A 21,739-nucleotide genomic window follows, 5' to 3' on the forward strand; every position below is an offset into this window, starting at 1 on the left:
CCGGGTCAGTCCGCCGGGCGCTGGGCGACCAGGAACGCCTGGGGCTGGCGCTCGGCGGCGACCGGTTCGCGGACCTGCGTGGCCGACACCACGAACCCGGCGGCGGTGAGCTGGGCGGCCAGCCGCTCCGGCGGCAGCCAGTGCACGTCGAGGACGACCGGGTGGCCGTAGGCCTGCTCCCGCCGGTCGAGCCGGTCACCGGCCTTCACGGCGAGCAGCAGATGACCGCCGGGAACGAGCACCCGGTGGAAGCCGGCGAACACCTCGGGCAGCAGGTCCGGCGGCAGGTGGATGATCGAGTACCAGGCGACCAGCCCGGCCAGGGAGGCGTCCGACGCGGTCATCGCGGTCATCGAGCCGACGTCGAAGCGCAGTTGCGGATGGGTCCGGCGGGCCACCGCCACCATGCCCGGTGACAGGTCGACGCCGGCGATGTCGAGGCCGAGGCGGTGCAGGTGGGCGGTGACCCGGCCGGTGCCGCAGCCGACCTCCAGCACCGGCCGGCCCGGCCCGACCGTCTCGGCGAACGCGGTCAGCACGGCCCGGTCCAGCGGCGGCTCCACCACGTCCGGCAGCAGCCGCGCGTAGTCCACGGCGACGGTGTCGTAGGCGATGCGGGTCTCGACGAGCCAGCGCGGTTCGGTCACGACCGCCGACCCTAGTCAGCTTCCGGATGTTCGGCGGTCTCGTACCGAGGGGTTTCGTCGATCATGAACTTGTGGCGCCATGACATGTCGGTTCAGCCGGAAATCAGAGGTGCCATAAGTCCAAGATCGGCGAGACGACCCGGGAACGGGCCGCCGGGGACACCCCCCACTCGCAGTGGGGTGCGCGGGATGTGGACGGGTGGCGACCGCGAAATCTGCGGGTAGCACGGCGCTGCTACGGTCCCCCGCGACCGTCCAAGGAGGACAGATGACGAGATCGGCCGCAATGCTCGTGGTCACCGGTGCGCTCCTGGCCACCACCGGTTGCGCCGCCGACGACACAGCCCCGCCGGACGAGCTTCGCGACCCCTGCGCGCTGCTCCCGGCCGACCTGTTGACCCGGCTCGCGCCCGGCGCGCAGCCCAGCGCCTCGGCCAACCTCGGCGACCGCAGCGGCACCCGGGAGTGCGCGGTCGACCTGACCAGCGGCACCTCCATGCGCGGCGACCTGGTCGTCACCGTGGGCGTCGACGCCGACGGCATGTACGACGAGACATGGCGGCGGGACCGGTGCTCCCGGATCGCCACCGACCCGACCGGCGAGGGACCGGGTGACAGCTCCTGCGTGGCGGTGACGCCGTGGGACGGCGGCGAGACCCGGTTCGACGGCTATGCCTGGCGTGGCGAGCACTACGAGGTGCGCGTCGCGTACCAGGTCGTCAAGCCGGAGAAGCTGCCGGCCGGCGCGGAGGCCGAGCTGCGCGGGGTGCTCGCCTCGGCGGTCGACTCGCTGCCCGACTGAGGCCCGGGGCTGGTCGGGGCGGCCCGGAGTTCAGGGGCCGCCCCGACCGGCCGTGTCCCGGTGGGCCGCGGCGACCGTCCGGCGAGCGTCCCGCCAGGCGATCAGGGCGGTGCGGATCCGCGGTGACGTGACCGCCTCGCCCCGGCGGCGCGCCCGCACGTGGTCGACAAGCCAGGCCGGCGCGGCCACGGCGGGCATGGCCGCGCTCTTGCCGATCAGGTCGCCGTGGCGCAACGCGTGCCGGCCCCGGGCCATCGAGGTGAGCCCGAGATCGGCCAGGTCGGGGTCGAGCCACAACCAGGGCCGCCGGGCCGCCCACGCCCAGTAGCCGGTCAGTTCGGCGCGGGCTGCGGCGCGCACGTCGTCGTCGGTCATCGGCGGCAGGACCTCGCCCGGTGGGCGACCGAGGAGGGCATGGCCGTGCCGGACCAGTTCGGCGCGGGTGATGCCGGAGAGGATCCGTTGGACGAGCTGCCCGTGCGTCCAGGTGGGATGTCGTGCCCCGACGTCACCGACGGCGGCGGTCGCGACGTACACGCAGCCCAGGTGCAGCCCGGCGGCGGGGCCGGCGTCGAACCGGCGGTGCAGGGTGGTCAGCTCCGCCTGGCGGGGCGCGTCGACCGGCCCGTCGGTGACCGCGACCAGGTCCAGGTCGCTGACGCCGGGCCGGTGGTCGCCGGTGGCGAGCGACCCGGCGACCATCAGGTCGGACACCCAGCCGAGCGCCGCCACCTCCCGCGTGAACGCGTCGACGGCGGTCGGGCGCGTGGTCACGGCAGCGCCGGGGCGAACCAGGTGGCCGCCTGACCGTGGCCCCGGGTCCAGGCGAGCGGCCGGCCGTCGAGCGCGAGCACGTTGTGGAAACCGCCGTCCGGCGGCGCGGGCGTCGCCGCGTGCGGCAGCACGGCCGGATCCTCGTTGGCGAGCCAGCGGCCGGGCAGCGTGCGTACCAGGTCGGTGAAGGCCGCCCGACGGGCGGACGGCACCTGGTAGAGCACCGAGCTGTGGAACACCACGAGCGTCGCGCCCGCCGGCGCCCGCGCGGCGAGTGCCGGCAGGTCGTCGACCAGGTCGCCGCGAACCAGCAGCGGCGGGTCGGCCGCCGCGACCGCGGCGGCGGCCCGCAGCCGGTCCCGGCGGTGCCGGTGCTCCGGCCAGATCAGCGCGTCCAGCCAGGCCAGGTCCGCCGGGTCGGTGACGTCGAGCGGGTGCACGTCCAACCCGGCCCGCCACACCACCTCCGGCCGCCGGTCCGGCGGGGCCGCGCCGGTGAACGCGCAGTCGAGCACCGGCTCGCCGTCGCCGATCCGGCGGTCTCCGTAGCGGTAGGCGTACCGGTCGGGGTAGAGGCACAGGCCGGCGGACGCGCCGACCTCCAGCAGGGCCAGCGGCTGCGGCAGCGCGGCGAGCACCGGCAGCAGCACCGCGCAGCGCCCGGCCTCGTTCGTCTGCGTCGCCCGGGCCCGCATCTGCGCCGCGACGTCCGGCCAGTGCGCCACCACGTGCGCGCGGAACGCCGCCGGGTCGTCCACCGGGCCGCCGCGCAGCCGGACCACGCCGAAGAGCAGGTTCGGCTGACGCTTGGCCTCGGGAAGCGTGTCGAGCAACGCGAGCAGTTCCGGGTCGCGCGCCACCGCCTGCGACAACCGGTCGTACGCCGGGGACACGCCGCGCGCCTCGCGTTCGGCGAACGCCTGATAGATGTCTGTCGTGCTCATCAGCCAAGCATTCCAGTTCCTCGCGCAGCCTGGTCTATGACCGTGCACACCTACGGCGGGTCGGGCCGGCGTCGACGGAGGCCGCGAGAGATCTCCTCCAGATGGCATTGCTGGTGCTCGCGGACCATCGCCTCCCAGACCTCCTGGTCGAAGTCGGGGTCGGGCGGGACCCAGCGATGCGAGCCGTCGCAGTAGTGGAAGCGTTCGTCGCCCGGGCGGATGGCGCTCATCGCACCCATCCCAGGAAGCGGCGGTGCAACAGCCCGGCCGGCACCCAGGTCAGATCCTCGGCCGCCCACACCAGGTAGGACCCCATGTAGAGGGCCAGCGACACGGGCGATCCGTCGAACTCCGCCCGCAGCTCATGGCGTCGGGACGCGCAGGGCCAGGGAGCCCCGCAGCCGTCACAGCTCCATATCGGCAGTACCGGCCCGTGGGCAGTCACTTGTCTTCCTCCCCAGGCCAGTGGCCACGACGGATCGGGATGCGGTGACGGACTCGGCAGGGCAGGTCGGCACCGCACCGACAGATGCGCCGCCAGCGCTGCCACGACCACACCGGACGGTGTCGCCGGGCGAGGGTCAACGCGACCGCCACCAGGTACTCCTCGTAGGTCAGACGGTTGTGCAAGAGGTCTCCTGCCGAAGCACACCGTTGACATGCGCCGATTATTTTGCGCGCGCATTTTTAGATGGTCAACCATCGGCGCGCATGAACACTGGCGTGTCGCGGACCCCACGGCCACTCCGAGCGGAACAATCACCGCCATGGAAAGCCCGACGTTCGTTCGCTTCCAACTCGGCTCGCAGTTACGCCAGGCCAGAGAGCGTGCTGATGTCACCGCAGAGCAGGCCGCCGAGATCATCGAGGTCACCGCGAGCACACTTCGACGGATCGAGGCAGGCCGTGTCGGCATCAAGGGGCCCGCGCTGAACGCTCTGCTGGACCGCTACGGCGTGACCGACATCGAGTTGCGCGAGACGCTGCTGTCGATGGCACGCACCGGAAAGCAGCGCGGCTGGTGGGCGAAGTATGGAGACCTGCCCTCGTCGTATCGGCAGTACATCGGTCTGGAATCCGCTGCCGAGGAGGTGCAGAACTTCGAGACGCTTGTCGTGCCCGGCCTGCTCCAGACACCGGCATACGCGCGGGCGATGATGGCGGAGGACGCCTTCGAGCCATCACCCGACGCGGTCGACAGGCGAGTTGCCGTCCGGACGCACCGCCAAGAGCTGATCTCTTCTGGGAAGCTCCGCCTGGTGGCCGTGCTGGATGAAGCTGTCCTCCAACGCCAGATCGGCGGAGCGGCCGTCATGGCCGACCAACTCACGGCCTTACTCGATGCGAGCAGCCGTTGGAACGTCACGATTCAGGTGATCCCGTTCCGGGAAGGCGCATACGCCTCCATGCTGTCCAGCTTCCACATCCTCAACTTCGCCGACGGCCCGAGCGTGGTCTACATCGAGGGCCTGACGGGTGACCTCTACGCGGAGGGCGAGGATGTACGCCGCTGTACGGTGGTGTTTAACAGCCTGCGCGCCGCAGCCTTGTCACCCACTGACTCGGCAGCGATGATCGAGGAGATCCGAAGCGCGCGGCTCACCGAGTAGGAGGCGGACGTGGACTCGCAATGGCGCAAGAGCAGCCGGAGCGGCAGCAACGGAGCCTGCGTCGAAGCTAGGTACGTCAACATGACGGTAGAAGTCCGCGACAGCAAGGACCCCTCGGCCCCCAGCCTTGGGCTCCCCCGCCAGAGCTGGGTGGCCTTCATCGCCGGGCTGAAGGCAAGCCGGTAGGTCTAAGAAAGGCAAGCGGGGCGCACGCCTTCGCGTACGCCCCGGCCCTTCAACTAGCGCGTGTCGCGGGGCGGATTCGGATCGTTCCCATAGCTGTCTCGCTCACGGATCTGACCGTTCCTGCCATGAAGGTAGAACTCGGTCTGGTCCGCCCGGGCTGCCGGTCGCCCTGCCCTCTCGGCTTCCGCCTGGGTCGAGTGCACCGACGAGGCCCGCTGGTTTCCCTCTCGGATCACAGCCCAGTCGCCGTCCCGAGGAACGACGTGCACTGGCTTCGCCTTACCAGGCATAACTACTCCCTTCCTACTCGATCAACTTGCCTGACCGAGCCGGGAGGAGCGAAGATCTGTCTCTGCAAGCAGGTCGGGCTCCGTCCCGGCTCACGAGCCCCGGGCGCGCCAACGCCCGGGGCTCGTTGCTTTTCAGCTGCAGCCGCTGGTGGAGCCGCAGCCCTCGCAGACGTAGCAGCTGCCGGCCGGCCGCATCTTGGTGCCGCAGGTGAAGCAGAGCGGCGCGTCGGCGGCCTTGCCGATCACGGCCTCCAGCAACTCGGTGCTGGAGCCCACCGACGGCGCGGGCTTGGCAGCCGCGACGTCGGCCATCTCCTGCGCCGGCTGGGCCACCGGGCCGGTCTTCGGCTCGGGCGCCTCGACCGGGGCGGAGGCGGCCATCGCGGTGAGGTCCGCACCGCTCGCCTCCGCCTCCGCCTCGGCCCGGAGCTGGGCGGCCCGCTCCTTGGCGGTGAAGATGCCCAGCTCCGCGCGGCGCTCGTACGGCAGGAAGTCCAGCGCCAGGCGACGGAAGATGTAGTCCATCACCGAGGCGGCCATCCGCACGTCCGGGTCGTCGGTCATGCCGGCCGGCTCGAAGCGCATGTTGGTGAACTTGCTGACGTACGTCTCCAGCGGGACGCCGTACTGGAGACCGATGGAGATCGCCACCGAGAAGGCGTCCATCACGCCGGCCAGGGTCGAACCCTGCTTCGACATCTTCAGGAAGACCTCGCCGAGGCCGTCGTCCGGGTAGGACGAGGCGGTGAGGTAACCCTCGGCGCCACCGACCGAGAAGGAGACCGTCTGCGACGGGCGCTTCTTCGGCAGCCGCTTGCGCACCGGGCGGTACTCGACGACCTTCTCCACGACCTTCTCGGCCTCGGCGGCCGGGGCCTGGGTCTCGGCGGCAGCCTTGTTCGGCTTGGCCACCGACAGCGGCTGGCCCACCTTGCAGTTGTCCCGGTAGATCGCCAGCGCCTTCAGGCCGAGCTTCCAGCCCTCGAAGTAGATCTTCTCGACGTCGGCGACGGTGGCCTGCTCCGGCATGTTGACCGTCTTGGAGATGGCGCCGGAGATGAACGGCTGGACCGCCGCCATCATCCGCACGTGGCCCATCGGCGCGATGGACCGCTCACCCATGGCGCAGTCGAAGACCGGGTAGTGCTCCGGCTTCAGGCCGGGGGCGTCCACCACGTGGCCGTGGTCGGCGATGTGCTCGACGATCGCCTCGACCTGCTCCTCGGGGTAGCCGAGGCTGCGCAGGGCGCGCGGCACGGTCTGGTTGACGATCTGCATCGAGCCGCCGCCGACCAGCTTCTTGAACTTGACCAGCGCCAGATCCGGCTCGACGCCCGTGGTGTCGCAGTCCATCATCAGGCCGATGGTGCCGGTCGGGGCGAGCACGCTGGCCTGCGAGTTGCGCCAACCGTTCTTGTCGCCCAGCTTGTTGCCGAGCGTCCACTGCTTGGTCGCCTCGCGCTGCACGGCGTTGGCCACGGTGCCGGTCGGCCGGATGCTGTCGTTGGCGGCGGCGTGCTTGCGCATGACCCGCTTGTGCGGCTCCGCGTTGCGGGCGTAGCCGTCGTACGGGCCGACGATGCCGGCCAGCTCGGCGGAGCGGCGGTAGGCGGTGCCGGTCATCAGCGAGGTGATCGCCGCGGACACCTCCCGCCCCTGCTCCGAGTCGTAGGGCAGGCCGGAGGCCATCAGCAGGGCACCCAGGTTGGCGTACCCGATGCCGAGCTGCCGGTAGGCCCGGGTGGTCTCACCGATCTTCTCGGTCGGGAAGTCGGCGAAGCAGATCGAGATGTCCATCGCGGTGATGACGAACTCGACCGACCGGACGAACTTCTCCACCTCGAAGCCACCGTCGGCGCGGAGGAACTTCATCAGGTTCAGCGAGGCCAGGTTGCACGAGGAGTTGTCCAGGTGCAGGTATTCCGAGCACGGGTTCGACGCGGTGATCCGCCCGGTCTCCGGGCAGGTGTGCCAGTCGTTGATCGTGTCGTCGTACTGCAGGCCCGGGTCGGCGCACTCCCAGGCGGCCTGGGAGATGGTGTGGAACAGGTTCTTGGCGTCGATCGTCTCGATGGTCTGCCCGTCGAGCCGGCCGCGCAGGTCGAAGCCGCCGCCGTTCTCCACCGCGGTCATGAACTCGTCGGAGACCCGGACCGAGTTGTTGGCGTTCTGGTACTGCACGCTGACGATGTCGGCGCCGCCCAGGTCCATGTCGAACCCGGCGTCCCGCAGCGCGCGGATCTTGTCCTCCTCGCGCGCCTTGGTGGCCACGAACTCCTCGATGTCCGGGTGGTCCACGTCGAGGATGACCATCTTGGCGGCGCGCCGGGTGGCGCCACCGGACTTGATGGTGCCGGCGGAGGCGTCCGCGCCACGCATGAAGCTGACCGGGCCGGACGCGGTGCCGCCGGAGGAGAGCAGCTCCTTCGAGGAGCGGATGCGGGAGAGGTTGACCCCGGCGCCCGAGCCGCCCTGGAAGATCCGCCCCTCCTCCTTGTACCAGTCGAGGATCGAGTCCATCGAGTCGTCGACGGCCAGGATGAAGCACGCGCTGACCTGCTGCGGCGACGGCGTGCCGACGTTGAACCAGACCGGCGAGTTGAAGCTGAACACCTGGTGCAGCAGCATCCAGGTCAGCTCGTGCGCGAACACCTCGGCGTCGGCCGGGGAGGCGAAGTAGCCGTACTCCTCGCCGGCGGTGCGGTAGGTGTCGACCACCCGGTCGATGAGCTGCTTGAGCGACCACTCCCGCTCCGGGGTCCCCACCGCGCCCCGGAAGTACTTCGTGGTCACGATGTTGGCCGCGTTGACCGACCAGGACTCGGGGAACTCCACCCCGCGCTGCTCGAAGTTGATCGAGCCGTCCCGCCAGTTCGTCATGACGACGTCACGGCGCTCCCAGGCGACCTCGTCGTAGGGATGCACCCCCTCGGTCGTCCAGACGCGCTCGATCTTCAGCCCCGCCCCGGCCTTGTTCCGTGACTTGCTGGTCGTCACGCCCTCGCCCCCCTCGTCGGCACGGTCACCCACCGTGCCTGGTCACACTGTCAGAAATCAGAAATGTCAGCTGTTCGCGCCGGTGGCGTCCGCCACGCCGGCACCGGCGCCCTCCCGGGCGCGCGCGGCGGCCCGCAGCGTCTCGATCTCCTGCTCGAAGTCGGCGAGCGAGTCGAACGACCGGTAGACGCTGGCGAACCGCAGGTAGGCCACTTCGTCGAGGTCACGCAGCGGACCGAGGATCGCCAGCCCCACGTCGTGGCTGGGGATCTCGGCCGCCCCCTTGGCGCGTACGGTCTCCTCGACCTTCTGTGCCAGCAGCGCGATCGAGTCGTCGTCGACCGGCCGGCCCTGGCACGCCTTGCGCACCCCGCCGATGATCTTCGTGCGGCTGAACGGCTCGGTCACCCCGCTGCGCTTGACCACCGCGAGCACCGCCTCCTCGACGGTGGTGAACCGCTTGCCGCACTCCGGGCAGGAGCGTCGCCGCCGGATGAGCTGGCCGTCGTCGGCCTCCCGCGAGTCGACCACCCGGGAGTCGGCGTGCCGGCAGTACGGACACCGCATCGCCCGACCTCCTTCATCGACCACGGGCACCCCGATCGACTCCCGGGCACGGTTCGACCCGGCGGAGCCGTCCTTCGACGACCGTCGCCGCGTGCGTTGTGCGGGAGTGCGTTCGGTAGTTGAACCCAACCTGTAGGCAACTTACGCCCATGTGACTACTACATCTAGGGGTTGACCGTATGCCGTCGCCCTAGCGAGGTCAAGTTGGTCGGCGTGTCCGGCGAGTCATCCGGATCACGTCCGCGCCAACCTCGCCGAGGAGCCCAACGCCGAGACATCACGCCCGGTCACGGGGTGCCGGGATGGAACATCCGTTCGAGCAGGACGTACCATTTATCAGAACACCTGTTCGGAAATCCAGGATTTCGACGCGACACGCCGACATGACGTCGTACAGATGTTTGAAAATGGCCGATCTCACCTATACGGTCAGACCACACGCACCACGAGCCGACGAGGCACCCAGCGCCGACCAGGGAGGACGGACGTGACCGAGGACCGGGCCAGCCGGCAGAAGAACCCGCAGCCGATCGACGGGGCGGGTCCGCCGGCGTCCCGCCGCCCCCGCACCGCGCGCAGCCGGGCCGCCCAGCCCGCGGTGCGCCCGGTCACCCCGGTGGTCAGCAGCTTCCCCGACCCGGCGACGGTCGACCTCACCGCCCGGCAGCGCCGGATCCTGGAGTTCATCCGCACCTGGGTCGAGCGCCACGGCTACCCGCCGAGCGTCCGCGAGATCGGCGAGGCCGTCGGCCTGGTCTCCCCGTCCAGCGTCGCCTACCAGCTCAAGGAGCTGGAGAAGAAGGGCTTCCTGCGCCGCGACCCGAACCGCCCCCGCGCGGTCGACGTCCGCGCCCCCAGCGACGTCGACGACGAGGCCGCCCGCGCGCAGCGCCCCGCCCCGGCCTACGTGCCCATGCTGGGCCGGATCGCCGCCGGTGGCCCGATCCTCGCCGAGCAGGCGGTGGAGGACATCTTCCCGCTCCCCCGCGAGCTGGTCGGTGAGGGCGAGGTCTTCATGCTCCAGGTCAAGGGCGACTCGATGCTCGACGCGGCGATCTGCGACGGCGACTGGGTCGTGGTGCGCCAGCAGCCCAACGCCGAGGTCGGCGACATCGTGGCGGCGATGCTCGACGGCGAGGCGACCGTGAAGACCTACCGGCGCCGCGACGGGCACGTCTGGCTGATGCCGCAGAACCCGGCCTTCGACCCGATCCCCGGTGACGACGCCACCATCATGGGCCGCGTGGTCGCAGTGCTGCGCCGGATCTGACCGCTGACGAGAGCGAGGGGGTGACCGACGTCGGTCACCCCCTCGCTCGTGCAGGACGTCAGTAGCGGTCGCCGCGCGGCTCGCGGCCGCCGGGAACCGGCCCGTACCGGCCGGGGTCGCCGTAGCCGTCGTCGCGGCGTGCGCCACGCGGATCCCGGGAGTCGCGACGCGGCGGCTCGGCCCGGCCACCGTCACCCCGGCGGCCACCGCCGCCCGGCTGCCCGCGATATCCGGCGCCGCCCGGCGCGCCACCCCGGCCGCCCGGCCGCGCGCCACCCTGGCCGCCGCCGTAGACCCCGCCCTGGCCGCCGTCACCGCCGCCGTAGCCACCCCCGCCCTGGGGGCCGCCACCCGCCGGACGACCACCCTGGGGACGGCCACCGCCCTGCGGACGACCGCCCTGGGCACCGCCGCCACTCACCGGGCGACCACCCTGGGCGCCGCCGCCACCCGCCGGACGACCACCCTGGGCACCGCTTGGCGGACGGCCACCCGGGGCGCCTCCGCCCTGCGGGCGACCGCCGCCGCTGCCCTGCGCCGCGCCGCCGTACACCGCGCCGCCCTGCGGACGGCCACCGCCGTAGACCCCACCGCCCGCCGGCCGGTCGCCGCTCGCGGAACCGCCGTAGACGCCGCCGGACTGACCGCCGCCGTAGACCCCGCCGCGCGGCGGAGCATCCGGCCGGTCGGCGGCCGGGAAACCGCTGTTCACCGGGAACTCGCCGCTGCGCTCGGACCCGCCGGCCGGGCCGGCGGGCGCCGGCTTGCGCCGGGCCCGCAGGATGCCGAACACCCCGGCGCCGACCAGGAGCGCGCCGAGCACCCCGACCGCGGCGATCAGGTACGTGATCTCGTCGAGCGAGAGCCCTTCGAGCCAGGACTTCTGGGCGGCGGCCTTGGTCTGCACCTTGCCGCCGTTGGGCAACGCCTCGACCCCGGTGGTCGCCGGTGTGTAGCCGAGGACGTCGATCGGGTCCGCCGGGTCCAGGGAGCCGCCGTCGGAGACGGTGACGAACGCCTTGCCGTCCGGCGTGTAGGAGATGGCCTCGCCGAACGGGTCGGCCAGCGGCGTGACCCGGGGCTTGCCCGAGGTGAGTGCCTTGACCAGGTCACCGCCGGCCACGTCGAACTCGAACGCGTCCGCGTAGGTGCGGAGGACCACCCTGGCGCCGTCCGGCGACCGGGCCGCGCCGGTGACCAGCGCCCGCCCGGGCGAACCGAGCTTGTTCTCGGTGTTGGTCCTGGGCAGCGAGACGTCGCCGACCTTCTTCATCGGGATCGGCTCGGCGTCGCCGCTCGACTTCAGTTTCGCGGTCGGGGTGAAGATCTCCGACTTGCCGGAGAGCTCCTTCGTGATCACCAGCGGCTGGTTGTCGTCGCCGACCAGCAGCGCCTCGGCGTCGTGCGGCTCCTTGCCCGGATAGCTGAGCCGGTGCAGCACCGGTTCCTTCGACCCGCTCAGCGGCATCGTCCAGATGGCGACGCGCTCCCGCCGGGTCTTCTTCTCGACGTTGTCGCCGGTGTCGGCGATCCAGAGCGTCTTGCGGTCCGGCCCGAGCGCCAGGTCCTCGGTGTCGAGGGGCCCGTCACCGGAGTAGCGGACCTCCTTGTCGACCTTGCACTTGGCGTCCAGGTAGAAGACCCGCTTGCGGGCGGGATCGTCGGAGCCGTCGTTGATCACCACGTAGCCGTTGGCGGTGGCGACCAGGCCGGACAGCTCACGCAGGCGATCGTCGGTGACGGTGCACTTCTTCTTGGGAGCCGCGGCCAGCACCGGGGCCGCGGCGGGAGCCGCCGCGACCGGCCCGGCCGGCGCCACGACCGCGCCGACCAGGCCGAGCGCGAGCGTGACCGAGGAGACAACGTGCCGCATGGCGCTCAGTGTCGCACGCCCCGGGTTTCCGGCGGGTGACGCCGGACGGCTCACCGCCCGGCGCCCACCCGCTCCTCGCTGGTGAGCCGGTCACCGGCGCGGTAGGGAGCCAGCTCGGCGGCGAGCGCCTGGCCCACCCGCACGTGCAGCAACGTGCCCTCGGGCAGGTGCGCGGTGCTCAGCACCTCACCCTGCCGGTGCACCCGGGCCACCAGGTCACCCCGGTCGTACGGGAGCACCGCGCGGACCTCGACGGCCGGGCGCGGCAGCTGCCGCTCGACCGCCTCGCGCAGCTCGTCGATCCCGCGCCCGCGGTACGCGGAGACGAACACCGCGTCCGGCCAGAGCCGCTTGAGCCGCAGCATCGTCTCCTCGTCGGTGGCGTCGGTCTTGTTCACCACCAGCAGCTCCGGCAGCCGGTCGGCGCCCACCTCGGCGAGCACCTCGCGGACCGCCCGGACCTGCTCCTCCGGATCCGGGTGGGTGCCGTCGACCACGTGCACCACCAGGTCGGCGTCGCCGACCTCCTCCAACGTCGAGCGGAACGCCTCGACGATCTGGTGCGGCAGGTGCCGGACGAACCCGACCGTGTCGGAGAGCGTGTAGAGCCGACCGTCGGACGTCGTCGCCCGGCGGGTGGTCGGGTCCAGCGTGGCGAACAGCGCGTCCTCCACCAGCACGCCCGCGCCGGTGAGGCGGTTGAGCAGGCTGGACTTGCCGGCGTTGGTGTAGCCGGCGATGGCCACCGCGGGCACCGCGTTGCGGGAGCGCCGGGCGCGCTTGGTCTGGCGTACCGTGGTCATGCTCTTGATCTCGCGGCGCAGCCGCGCGATGCGGTGCCGGATCCGGCGCCGGTCGGTCTCCAGCTTGGTCTCACCGGGACCACGCAGGCCCACGCCGCCGCCGGCGCCACCGCCGCGACCGCTACCACCGGCCTGCCGGGAGAGGCTCTCGCCCCAACCACGCAGGCGCGGCAGCAGGTATTCGAGCTGGGCCAGCTCGACCTGCGCCTTGCCTTCCTTGCTCTTGGCGTGCTGGGCGAAGATGTCGAGGATCAGGGCGGTGCGGTCGACCACCTTGACCTTGGTGCGCTGCTCCAGGTTGCGGAGCTGCGACGGGGACAGCTCACCGTCGCAGATCACCGTGTCGGCGCCGGTGGCGAGCACCACCGCGCCCAGGTCGTCGACCTTGCCGCGACCGATGTAGGTCGCCGGGTCCGGCCGGTTGCGGCGCTGGATCAGCCCCTCGAGCACCTGCGAGCCGGCCGTCTCGGCCAGCGCCGCCAGCTCGGTGAGGCTGTTGTCGGCGTCGGTCTGCTTCCCCTCGGTCCAGACCCCCACCAGGACGACCCGCTCCAGCCGGAGCTGGCGGTATTCGACCTCGGTGATGTCGGTCAGTTCGGTGGAGAGGCCAGGGACCCGCCGCAGCGCCTGCCGCTCAGACAGCTCGTACGCGCCGGTGGTGGCGTCGAGCTCGTCGTCCTCGTAGGGATGGAAGGTCTCCTGCTCGCGCAAACTGCGTCTCCTGTCCGTTATGTGCATCGCCGAGAATTTTCGGCGCGTGACAGCAATCCTGACACGTGACAACGCCACGCGCACGTGTGTTATGCCCGTGGCGCTACCCACCGGTAGTGGGGCCGGCTGCCGGCCGGCCCCGACCTGCGGGTAGAAATGCCAGTCGAGCCGCTCAGCGCCGACGGAGGAGTGTTTTCTCGTGGCCATCACCCGACTGCCGAGTGCCGGATTCTCGATCACGATCCGGATCGCGGTACCCGCGGACGCCTCCTCCATCGGCCGGTTGACCACCGCGGCGGGCGAGGCGGGCGCCATCGTGACCGCGCTGGACGTGGTCGACTCCGACCCGACCAACGTGGTCGTCGACCTCACCTGCGACACCGCCGACGCCGGCCACGCCGACCAGGTCGTCGACGCGCTCACCGGGCTCGACGGGGTGGACGTGCGCAAGGTGTCCGACCGGACGTTCCTGCTGCACCTCGGCGGCAAGATCGAGGTGACCCCGAAGGTCGCGCTGCGCACCCGCGACGAGTTGTCCCGCGCGTACACCCCGGGGGTGGCCCGGGTCTGCCAGGCGATCGCCGAGAACCCGGCCGACGCCCGCCGGCTCACCATCAAGCGCAACACGGTGGCCGTGGTCAGCGACGGCTCGGCCGTGCTCGGCCTGGGCAACCTCGGTCCGGCCGCCTCGCTGCCGGTGATGGAGGGCAAGGCGGCCCTGTTCAAGCGCTTCGGCGGGGTGGACGCCTGGCCAGTGGTGCTGGACACCCAGGACACCGACGAGATCGTGTCGATCGTCAAGGCGATCGCGCCGGCGTACGGCGGGATCAACCTGGAGGACATCGCCGCGCCGCGCTGCTTCGAGATCGAGGCCCGACTGCGCGAGGCGCTGGACATCCCGGTCTTCCACGACGACCAGCACGGCACCGCGATCTGCGTGCTGGCCGCGCTGACCAACGCGTTGCGCGTGGTGGGCAAGCAGCTCCCGGACGTCCGGGTCGTGGTCTCCGGCGCCGGCGCGGCCGGCACCGCGATCATGAAGCTGCTGCTGCGCCAGGGCGTGGGCGACATCATCGCGTACGACCGGCAGGGCGCCCTGCACCGTGGGCTGCCCGACCTGAACCCGGCCTGGCAGTGGCTGGCGGAGAACACCAACAAGGAGAACTACGCCGGCGACCTGGCCGGGGCGGTGCGTGGCGCGGACGTGTTCATCGGGGTGAGCGCGCCGAACCTGCTCACCGGCGAGGACGTCGCCGCGATGGCCAAGGACGCGATCGTCTTCGCGCTCGCGAACCCGGACCCGGAGGTGGACCCGCGGGAGGCGCGCAAGCACGCCGCCGTGGTGGCCACCGGCCGGTCGGACCAGCCGAACCAGATCAACAACGTGCTCGCCTTCCCCGGTGTGTTCCGCGGCATGCTCGACGCGCACGCCGAGGAGTTCACCGAGGAGATGGCGCTCGCGGCGGCTCGGGCCATCGCCGACGTGGTCGGCGAAGACAAGATCAACCCGACGGTGATCGTGCCGAGCGTGTTCGACTCGCGGGTGGCCCCCGCCGTGGCCGCCGCGGTGCGCGCCGCCGCGCAGAACCCGGCCGTCACGCCGCCGCCGGCCGCCGACCCCGGTCCGGCCGACCTCCCCGAGATCGCCGCCAACGCCAGCGCCACCCCCTAACGCCTCCCGCCGCGCACCGCCTCCCACCCGCCGATCGCCCGGCCCACGCCGGTCCCCCAGCCCACTCCGACCGCTCGGCCCACGCCGGTCGCCCACCCCACGCCGACCGCCCAGCCCACGCCGACCGCTCGGCCAAGGCCGGTCGCCCGGTCCGCACGGGTTGCCGGTCTGCGCGGATCACCTGCGGCCCGCCGATCGCCCGGTTCACGGCGGGTGCGCCGATTGACGGGGCGACGCGCCGGATGCTCGGACGGGGCGGCGCGGTTGTTGGCGGGCCTCGGGTGAGGTGTCGGGGACCCGGGCGTGTCGCGCCAGGAAAGAAAGTAGCCCTTGAGAGGGGTATGCCTCAGGGGCATATTTATGACTCTCAGGCATGCCGCAGAAAAGTACACATCATCCGGGAGCCGTCACACAGCGTGGTCAGCGCTGGTGCGGGGCGTCGGAACGCCTGTTACCGACGGCAGATCGCCGGCCGCGAAACGCACGCCGGGGGCCACGAGTAAGCACGCCGGGATCGAACCGCGACACCGCTCGGTGCCATCTGCCACACCGACACCGTGCCACCGCTCGGCACGCACAGCACGCCACCGCACGCGCAGCGCCGCCTGCGGTCAGGGACGCAGGGCGTCCGGGGTGAGGGTTCCGGTCGCCACCAGCACGGCCGGGCCGGCGAGCCAGCACGAGTCGGCGGTCACGGTGACCGTGAGGCGGCCGCCCGGGACGTCCACCGCCACGATGCCGGTCTCCCGGCCGGCGTCCCGCAACGCCACCGCCGCCACCGCGCACGCCCCGGTGCCGCAGGAGAGCGTCTCGGCCGAACCCCGCTCGTAGACCCGCATCAGCACGTGCGCATCGGTGCCGTCGACCGGCTCGCCCGGCGTGGTGAACTCGACGTTCACCCCGGTCGGGAAGGCCGCGGCGTCGACCTCGGGGGCGCGGGTGAGATCCAGGCCGGCCAGTTCCAACGCGGCGGGCAGCGCGCACACCAGGTGCGGGTTGCCGACGTCCACCGCGGCACCGGTGAGGGTCAACCCGCCCAGGGTGGCGGTGGCCGCGTCGTGGAAGCGGGGGCGGCGCATCTCGACCGCCACGTCCGCGCCCTCGACCCGGGCCCGCACCAGACCGGCCCGGGTGGCCACCGGCAGCGCCCCGCCCGACGGGGCGACCAGGCCGGTCTCCAGCAGGTAGCGCACGAACACCCGGGCCCCGTTGCCGCACATCTCGGCGAACGAGCCGTCGGAGTTCCAGTAGTCCATGAACCACTCGGCCTCGCCGGCCAGCGCGGCGCCGTCGGGGTGCTTCGCGGCGCGCACCACGCGCAGCACGCCGTCGCCGCCGAGCCCGCGCCGCCGGTCGCAGAGCGCGGCGACCAGGCCGGGCGTCAGATCGAGCGCGCCGTCCGGGTCGGGCAGGATGACGAAGTCGTTGCCGGTGCCGTGCCCCTTGGTGAACTCCACGCCCCCATCATCCCCGATCCCCGGCGGCCAACCGCAGGGCCGTGTCGACGACGTCCCCGGCGGCGGAGTCGAGCCAGCGCACCCGCGGGTCGCGCCGGAACCACGAGCGCTGCCGCCGGACGAAGCGCCGGGTCGCCCGAATCGTCTCCTCGTACGCCTCGGTCTCGGTCAGCTCGCCGGCGAGGAAGCGCAGCACCTGCTGGTAGCCGAGCGCCCGGCTCGCCGTCCGTCCCTCGGGCAGCCCCGCGCCGACAAGCGTGCGCACCTCGTCGACCAGGCCGTCGGCCCACATCCGGTCCACCCGCAGCGCGATCCGCTCGTCCAGCCGGGCGGTGTCCAGGTCGACGCCGAGCTGCACGGACGGGTAGTAGGGCGTGGGCGCCGGCAGCGACGCGGTGAACGGCGCGCCGGTCAGTTCGATCACCTCCAACGCCCGGACGATCCGGCGACCGTTGCTGGGCAGGATGCCGGCCGCCGCCCGCGGGTCCGCCTCGGCCAGGCGGGCGTGCAGCGGCGCCGGGCCCACCTCGGCCAGCTCCGCCTCCAGCCGCTCCCGCACCGCCGGGTCGGTGCCGGGGAACTCGAACTGCTCCAGCACCGCCCGCACGTAGAGCCCGGAGCCGCCGACCAGCAACGGCACCCGCCCCCGGGCCAGGATGTCGTCGACCGCCGCGCGGGCCAGCTTCTGGTATTCGGCCACGCTGGCCGGCTCGGTCACCGGCCAGATGTCCAGCAGGTGGTGCGGCACGCCCTCCCGCTCGGCCGGGGTCAGCTTCGCGGTGCCGACGTCCATGCCCCGGTAGAGCTGCATCGAGTCGGCGTTGACCACCTCGCCGTCGAGAGCGTGCGCCAGCGCGATGCTCAGCGCCGACTTCCCGGCCGCGGTCGGCCCGACCACCGCGACCACCGCGCCGCCCGCGCTCACACCCGCTCCCAGTTCGCCACGAGATAGGCGACGCCGTAGGGGGCCCGGTGGTAGCCGACGTCGCCGCGCCAGTCCCCGCCCGCCGCCCGGACCGCGCCGGCCAGCACCTGCCACGGCGCCCGCCCGGCGGCCCGCAGCTCGGCGGAGAGCACCGGGTCCAGGCCGAGCAGGGCTTCGACGTCCGCGCCGGCCAGGGCCGCGGCGACCCCCTCGTCGTACGCGGACGCGCGCGGGTCGTCATAGCCGGGCGCGGTGACGCCGCGGCAGGCCGACCCGTCCCCGAGCACCAGCAACGCGGTCCGCCGGTCCAGGTCGGCGGCCACCTCCGCGCCGAGGGCGGCGCACTGCGCCGGGGAGGCGTCGGTGGCGACCGCCCGGGCCAGCCGGGGCAGCTCCGTGCCGGACCGGTTCACCAACCAGGCGCCGATGGTGAGGCTCAGTGGCAACACGTCGCCACCCGCGCAGTTGACCTTCCAGAGCCGCACGTCGCGCCGCAGCCCGAACGGGCGCAGCGAGCCGTGGTCGGCGGCGTTGAACCGGGCCGTCTCCGGCCCCGCGCCCAGCAGCAGGAGCGCCTCGGGCTCGGCGGCGAGCAGCCGGGCGACCGCCGCGTCGGCGGCGGCGCGCAGGTCGTCCAGCTCGGGCGCGGCGGCGCCGGCCACCTCGGGCACGAGCAGGGGCGGGTGGGGACAGACGGCGGCGGCGACCAGTGGCACGCCTCCAACCTATCGTCGCCACCCGGTGCGTCTCCGCGCCGATCCGGTCATCGAGGGCGTACGACACCGTATGGTCACGGTCGACGACAGGCGCTCGACACGGACGGGGGCGGACCTGTGACAATGCCGGGAGAAAGTTTGCTGCGCCGTGGCGGCGACCGGGGGCTGCTCCCCCGACGCCGGGAGAACGAGGATGGGCACATGAGCGACTGGACTGCCTTCGGACGGGTGGACGAGGACGGCACCGTCTACGTCAAGACCGCCGAGGGCGAGCGGGTGGTCGGATCCTGGCAGGCGGGGGCACCGGAGGAAGGGCTCGCCCACTTCGCCCGGCGCTTCTCCGACCTGGTGACGGAGGTCGACCTGACCGAGGCCCGGCTCAACTCGGGTGCGGCCGACGCCGGCGGGTCGCTGACCACCATCCGCCGGATCCGGGCGTCGCTGCCCGAGGCGCACGTGGTCGGTGACATCGACGCCCTCGCCGCCCGGCTGGACAAACTGGCCACGGTCGCCGAGGAGAAGGCCGGCGAAGCCAAGGCGGCCCGCGAGGCCGCCCGCGGCGAGGCGCTGGCCCGCAAGACCGCCCTGGTCGAGGAGGCCGAGAAGCTGGCCGCCGAGTCGACCGGCTGGAAGACCGCCGGCGACCGGCTCAAGGAGATCCTCGACGAGTGGAAGACCATCCGCGGCGTCGACAAGAAGTCCGACGGTGAGCTGTGGAAGCGGTTCGCCGCCGCGCGCGACGGCTTCACCCGCCGCCGGGGCGCCCACTTCGCCTCCCTCGACCAGCAGCGCAAGCAGGCGCAGACGGTCAAGGAGGAGCTGGTCGCCGAGGCCGAGAAGCTCAAGGAGTCGACCGACTGGGGCGTCACCGCCGGCCAGCTCAAGGACCTGATGGCCCAGTGGAAGGCCGCGCCGCGCGCCGCCAAGGAGGCCGAGCAGAAGCTCTGGGAACGGTTCCGCGCCGCCCAGGACGAGTTCTTCACCCGGCGCAGTGAGGTCTTCTCCGCGCGGGACAACGAGCAGCGCGGCAACCTGGAGCGCAAGCAGGCGCTGCTGGCCGAGGCCGAGGCGCTCGACGTCGACGGCGACCCGAAGGGCGCCCAGGCGAAGCTGCGGGACATCCAGGCACAGTGGCACGAGGCCGGCCGGGTGCCGCGCGAGGCGGCCGCCGGCCTGGAACGGCGACTGCGGGCCGTGGACGAGAAGGTCCGCGAGGTGATGGACTCGGCGTGGCGGCGCACCTCCAAGGAGGACAACCCGCTGCTGGCGCAGATGCGCGCCCAGGTCGCCGAGGCCGAGGACCGGCTGGCCCGGGCCCAGGCGGCCGGCGACGCCCGCCGGGTCAAGGAGGCCGAGTCGGCGCTGGCCTCGAAGCGGCAGTTCCTCCAGCTGGCCGAGCAGGCCGGCTGACGCACGCACGCTCGAAGCGGCAGTTCCCCCAGCTCGCCGAGCAGGCCGGCTGACGCACGCACGCGCGAAGCGTGCAGTTCCTCCAGCTCGCCGAGCAGGCCGGCTGACGCACGCACGACGGAGCCCTCGGGTCGATCGGCCCGGGGGCTCCCGCGTGTCCGGGCGCCGGCCGGCCCGGTCCGCACGCCGCCCCGGCAGCCCGGCCTGCGGGTTGACGCATCGAGGCGGGCTGATCAGAATGAGCGGCGGAGCCAGGTTCCGACACCGGCGCGAGGGCGTCGACGGCTGATCACCGCCGTCGAGGGTCGCCGGTGCCTCCCCACGGGTGGCCGTCCACGTCACGGCCCGACGGACGCTGTCCGCGTACTCGATGACGAGCGTGCCGTGCCTCCTGGTCCTGCCGCCCGCGGCGCCCACGCGACGCGGGCATCCGAAGTGGAGCTTCCATGCACCGACGCACCGCCCTCGGCGGCGCCCTGACGGCGCTCGCCACCGCCGCGGCCGGCATCCTCGTCGCCGCGACCGTCAGCACCACCCCGGCCGCCGCGGCGGCCGGCGGCACCGGCACCGGTTACCTGCACACCAGCGGCAACAAGATCGTCGACAGCACGGGCGCGACCGTCCGGCTCACCGGCATCAACTGGTTCGGCATGGAGACCGACAACAAGACGTTCCACGGCCTGTGGTCGAGCAACCCGTGGCGCGGCCAGCTCGACACCATGGCCCGGCTCGGTTACAACACGCTGCGCATCCCGTACTCGAACGACTCCATCAAGCCGGGCGCGACCGCGACCGGGATCAACGACTTCGTCAACCCGGACCTGATCGGCCTCTCCCCGCTGCAGATCCTGGACAAGGTCATCGACTACGCGGGCAGCAAGGGGATGCGGGTCATCCTGGACCGGCACCGGCCGACGTCGGCCGGCCAGTCGCCGCTCTGGTACACCTCGGGGGTCTCCGAGGCGACCTGGATCAACGACTGGAAGACGATGGCCCAGCGGTACGCCAACAACCCCACCGTGATCGGGGCGGACCTGCACAACGAGCCGCACGCCGAGGGCACCAACCCGGCGGCCACCGGCGCCTGCTGGGGCTGCGGCGACACCGCCCGCGACTGGCGACTGGCCGCCGAACGGGCCGGCAACGCGATCCTCGGCGTGCAGCCGAACTGGCTGATCTTCGTGGAGGGGGTGAGCTGCCCGAGCGGCGGCCTGTCGAACGTCTGGGACAACGACCCCAGCAACGACGAGGACTGTGGCTGGTGGGGCGGCAACCTCTCCAAGGCCGGGCAGTTCCCGGTGCGGCTGAACGTGGCGAACCGGCTGGTCTACTCGCCGCACGAGTACGCCACCTCGGTCTACCGCCAGGCCTGGTTCGACGACCCGAGCTACCCGGCGAACATGCCGGCGATCTGGGACAGGTACTGGGGCTACCTCTACAAGCAGAACATCGCGCCGATCATGATGGGCGAGTTCGGCACCACGCTCCAGGACCCGAAGGACAAGATCTGGCTGGAGAACCTGATGGCCTACACCGGCACCGGGGTCAACGGCATGTCGTTCACCTACTGGTCGTGGAACCCCAACTCGGGTGACACCGGCGGCATCGCCAACGACGACTGGACCACCGTGAACCAGGCCAAGCAGGCCATCCTCCAGCCGTACCTGATCCCGCCGGGCGGGGGCAACCCGAACCCGACGCCGACCGGCACCGGCTCCCCCACGCCGAACCCGACCACGCCCGGCCCGACGCCGACCACGCCGGCGCCGAGCGGCGGGTGCACCGCCAGCTACAAGCAGGTCAACGCCTGGGCCGGCGGCTTCCAGGGCGAGCTGACCGTGAAGAACACCGGCACCGGGGCGGTGAACCCGTGGTCGGTCACCTGGACCTGGCCGTCCGGGGTGACGCTGGCGAGCGGCTGGAACGCCACCGTCACGCAGTCCGGCACCACTGTCACCGCGGCCGCGCCCAACTGGGCGTCGTCGCTGGCGGCGGGGGCATCGGTCACCGTCGGCTTCACCGCCAACGGCACCGCCGCGAACCCCGCCACGGTGAAGCTCAACAGCGCCGCCTGCGGGTAAGGCG

19 protein-coding genes are annotated in these 21,739 nt (G+C 72.4%); 7 read left to right on the forward strand and 12 right to left on the reverse strand.

Annotated elements, in window-relative coordinates; genetic code table 11:
• Positions 1-5: 5 nt before the first annotated feature.
• A complete protein-coding gene (locus O7598_RS21665; protein ID WP_269693135.1) occupies positions 6-647 on the reverse strand; it encodes a class I SAM-dependent DNA methyltransferase in 642 nt (213 codons plus the stop codon).
• 268 nt (positions 648-915) lie between these two features.
• Between O7598_RS21665 and O7598_RS21670 the strand changes: the two genes are divergently transcribed.
• Positions 916-1,449, forward strand: a complete 534-nt coding sequence (locus O7598_RS21670) for a hypothetical protein (RefSeq protein WP_269693136.1) — start codon at positions 916-918, stop codon at positions 1,447-1,449.
• Positions 1,450-1,479: 30 nt separating this feature from the next.
• On the opposite strand, the gene O7598_RS21675 is transcribed toward O7598_RS21670, so the two are convergent.
• The 3 genes from O7598_RS21675 to O7598_RS21685 are packed head-to-tail and all read right to left on the reverse strand — an operon-like array spanning position 1,480 to position 3,397.
• Positions 1,480-2,223, reverse strand: coding sequence for a nucleotidyltransferase domain-containing protein (locus O7598_RS21675; RefSeq protein ID WP_269693137.1), 744 nt, complete (start codon positions 2,221-2,223; stop codon positions 1,480-1,482).
• On the reverse strand, positions 2,220-3,167 hold the full coding sequence (locus tag O7598_RS21680; RefSeq protein WP_269693138.1) for a DUF2332 domain-containing protein: 948 nt from the start codon (positions 3,165-3,167) through the stop codon (positions 2,220-2,222). Before O7598_RS21680 ends, O7598_RS21675 begins: the two co-directional genes overlap by 4 nt.
• A 50-nt stretch (positions 3,168-3,217) precedes the next feature.
• On the reverse strand, positions 3,218-3,397 hold the full coding sequence (locus O7598_RS21685; RefSeq protein ID WP_269693139.1) for a hypothetical protein: 180 nt from the start codon (positions 3,395-3,397) through the stop codon (positions 3,218-3,220).
• 537 nt (positions 3,398-3,934) lie between these two features.
• On the opposite strand from O7598_RS21685, the gene O7598_RS21690 reads away from it, so the two are divergent.
• Together O7598_RS21690 and O7598_RS21695 are read left to right on the forward strand one after the other, a co-directional pair.
• On the forward strand, positions 3,935-4,777 hold the full coding sequence (locus O7598_RS21690; protein ID WP_269693140.1) for a helix-turn-helix domain-containing protein: 843 nt from the start codon (positions 3,935-3,937) through the stop codon (positions 4,775-4,777).
• Between the two features lie 9 nt (positions 4,778-4,786).
• Entirely contained in the window at positions 4,787-4,963 is a 177-nt protein-coding gene (locus tag O7598_RS21695; RefSeq protein WP_269693141.1) for a DUF397 domain-containing protein, read from the forward strand.
• A gap of 53 nt (positions 4,964-5,016) precedes the next feature.
• On the opposite strand, the gene O7598_RS21700 is transcribed toward O7598_RS21695, so the two are convergent.
• The 3 genes from O7598_RS21700 to nrdR all read right to left on the reverse strand — a co-directional run bounded on the left by O7598_RS21700 (position 5,017) and on the right by nrdR (position 8,817).
• The gene (locus O7598_RS21700; protein ID WP_269693142.1) at positions 5,017-5,253 is read right to left on the reverse strand and encodes a DUF2188 domain-containing protein; all 237 of its coding nucleotides are present in this window, start codon (positions 5,251-5,253) and stop codon (positions 5,017-5,019) included.
• Positions 5,254-5,385: 132 nt separating this feature from the next.
• A complete protein-coding gene (locus tag O7598_RS21705) occupies positions 5,386-8,283 on the reverse strand; it encodes a vitamin B12-dependent ribonucleotide reductase (RefSeq protein WP_269693143.1) in 2,898 nt (965 codons plus the stop codon).
• Between the two features lie 33 nt (positions 8,284-8,316).
• The gene (gene nrdR / locus O7598_RS21710) at positions 8,317-8,817 is read right to left on the reverse strand and encodes a transcriptional regulator NrdR (protein ID WP_269693144.1); all 501 of its coding nucleotides are present in this window, start codon (positions 8,815-8,817) and stop codon (positions 8,317-8,319) included.
• Positions 8,818-9,304: 487 nt separating this feature from the next.
• Here nrdR and lexA point away from each other — a divergent pair, with 487 nt between their 5' ends.
• A complete protein-coding gene (lexA, locus tag O7598_RS21715; protein WP_091070461.1) occupies positions 9,305-10,087 on the forward strand; it encodes a transcriptional repressor LexA in 783 nt (260 codons plus the stop codon).
• Positions 10,088-10,145: 58 nt separating this feature from the next.
• Here lexA and O7598_RS21720 read toward each other — a convergent pair whose 3' ends face one another.
• Both O7598_RS21720 and hflX read right to left on the reverse strand, forming a co-directional pair.
• Positions 10,146-11,960, reverse strand: coding sequence for a hypothetical protein (locus tag O7598_RS21720; protein WP_269693145.1), 1,815 nt, complete (start codon positions 11,958-11,960; stop codon positions 10,146-10,148).
• A 50-nt stretch (positions 11,961-12,010) separates the two neighbouring features.
• On the reverse strand, positions 12,011-13,474 hold the full coding sequence (gene hflX, locus O7598_RS21725; RefSeq protein WP_442929881.1) for a GTPase HflX: 1,464 nt from the start codon (positions 13,472-13,474) through the stop codon (positions 12,011-12,013).
• 199 nt (positions 13,475-13,673) lie between these two features.
• Here hflX and O7598_RS21730 point away from each other — a divergent pair, with 199 nt between their 5' ends.
• Complete coding sequence (locus O7598_RS21730; protein WP_269693147.1) at positions 13,674-15,146, forward strand: NAD-dependent malic enzyme; 1,473 nt, start codon at positions 13,674-13,676, stop codon at positions 15,144-15,146.
• Positions 15,147-15,757: 611 nt separating this feature from the next.
• Here the strand turns inward: O7598_RS21730 and dapF are convergent.
• Genes dapF through O7598_RS21745 form a run of 3 tightly spaced genes read right to left on the reverse strand, consistent with a single transcriptional unit; the run spans position 15,758 to position 18,244 of the window.
• Positions 15,758-16,603, reverse strand: a complete 846-nt coding sequence (dapF, locus tag O7598_RS21735; RefSeq protein WP_269693148.1) for a diaminopimelate epimerase — start codon at positions 16,601-16,603, stop codon at positions 15,758-15,760.
• 7 nt (positions 16,604-16,610) lie between these two features.
• Complete coding sequence (miaA, locus tag O7598_RS21740) at positions 16,611-17,642, reverse strand: tRNA (adenosine(37)-N6)-dimethylallyltransferase MiaA (RefSeq protein WP_442929882.1); 1,032 nt, start codon at positions 17,640-17,642, stop codon at positions 16,611-16,613.
• Positions 17,525-18,244 (reverse strand): class III extradiol dioxygenase subunit B-like domain-containing protein, encoded by a 720-nt coding sequence (locus O7598_RS21745; protein WP_269693149.1) that lies wholly within the window; start codon positions 18,242-18,244, stop codon positions 17,525-17,527. Before O7598_RS21745 ends, miaA begins: the two co-directional genes overlap by 118 nt.
• A 201-nt stretch (positions 18,245-18,445) precedes the next feature.
• Here O7598_RS21745 and O7598_RS21750 point away from each other — a divergent pair, with 201 nt between their 5' ends.
• Positions 18,446-19,654: a DUF349 domain-containing protein gene (locus O7598_RS21750; protein ID WP_269693150.1), complete on the forward strand. Its 1,209-nt coding sequence runs from the start codon at positions 18,446-18,448 to the stop codon at positions 19,652-19,654.
• 446 nt (positions 19,655-20,100) lie between these two features.
• Positions 20,101-21,735 carry a cellulase family glycosylhydrolase gene (locus O7598_RS21755; protein ID WP_269693151.1) on the forward strand — a complete coding sequence of 545 codons (1,635 nt, stop codon included), beginning with the start codon at positions 20,101-20,103 and terminating at the stop codon, positions 21,733-21,735.
• Positions 21,736-21,739: the final 4 nt, after the last annotated feature.

Origin of the sequence: Micromonospora sp. WMMC241, assembly GCF_027460165.1 — a bacterium.
Classification (GTDB): domain Bacteria; phylum Actinomycetota; class Actinomycetes; order Mycobacteriales; family Micromonosporaceae; genus Micromonospora; species Micromonospora humi.

Coding starts and splice junctions, on each gene's coding strand:
- O7598_RS21680 (WP_269693138.1), bottom strand. CDS start 3,167: ATGAGCACGACAGACATCTATCAGGCGTTCGCCGAACGCGAGGCGCGC.
- O7598_RS21750 (WP_269693150.1), top strand. CDS start 18,446: ATGAGCGACTGGACTGCCTTCGGACGGGTGGACGAGGACGGCACCGTC.
- O7598_RS21755 (WP_269693151.1), top strand. CDS start 20,101: ATGCACCGACGCACCGCCCTCGGCGGCGCCCTGACGGCGCTCGCCACC.
- O7598_RS21690 (WP_269693140.1), top strand. CDS start 3,935: ATGGAAAGCCCGACGTTCGTTCGCTTCCAACTCGGCTCGCAGTTACGC.
- O7598_RS21670 (WP_269693136.1), top strand. CDS start 916: ATGACGAGATCGGCCGCAATGCTCGTGGTCACCGGTGCGCTCCTGGCC.
- O7598_RS21685 (WP_269693139.1), bottom strand. CDS start 3,397: ATGAGCGCCATCCGCCCGGGCGACGAACGCTTCCACTACTGCGACGGC.
- O7598_RS21720 (WP_269693145.1), bottom strand. CDS start 11,960: ATGCGGCACGTTGTCTCCTCGGTCACGCTCGCGCTCGGCCTGGTCGGC.
- O7598_RS21700 (WP_269693142.1), bottom strand. CDS start 5,253: ATGCCTGGTAAGGCGAAGCCAGTGCACGTCGTTCCTCGGGACGGCGAC.
- nrdR (WP_269693144.1), bottom strand. CDS start 8,817: ATGCGGTGTCCGTACTGCCGGCACGCCGACTCCCGGGTGGTCGACTCG.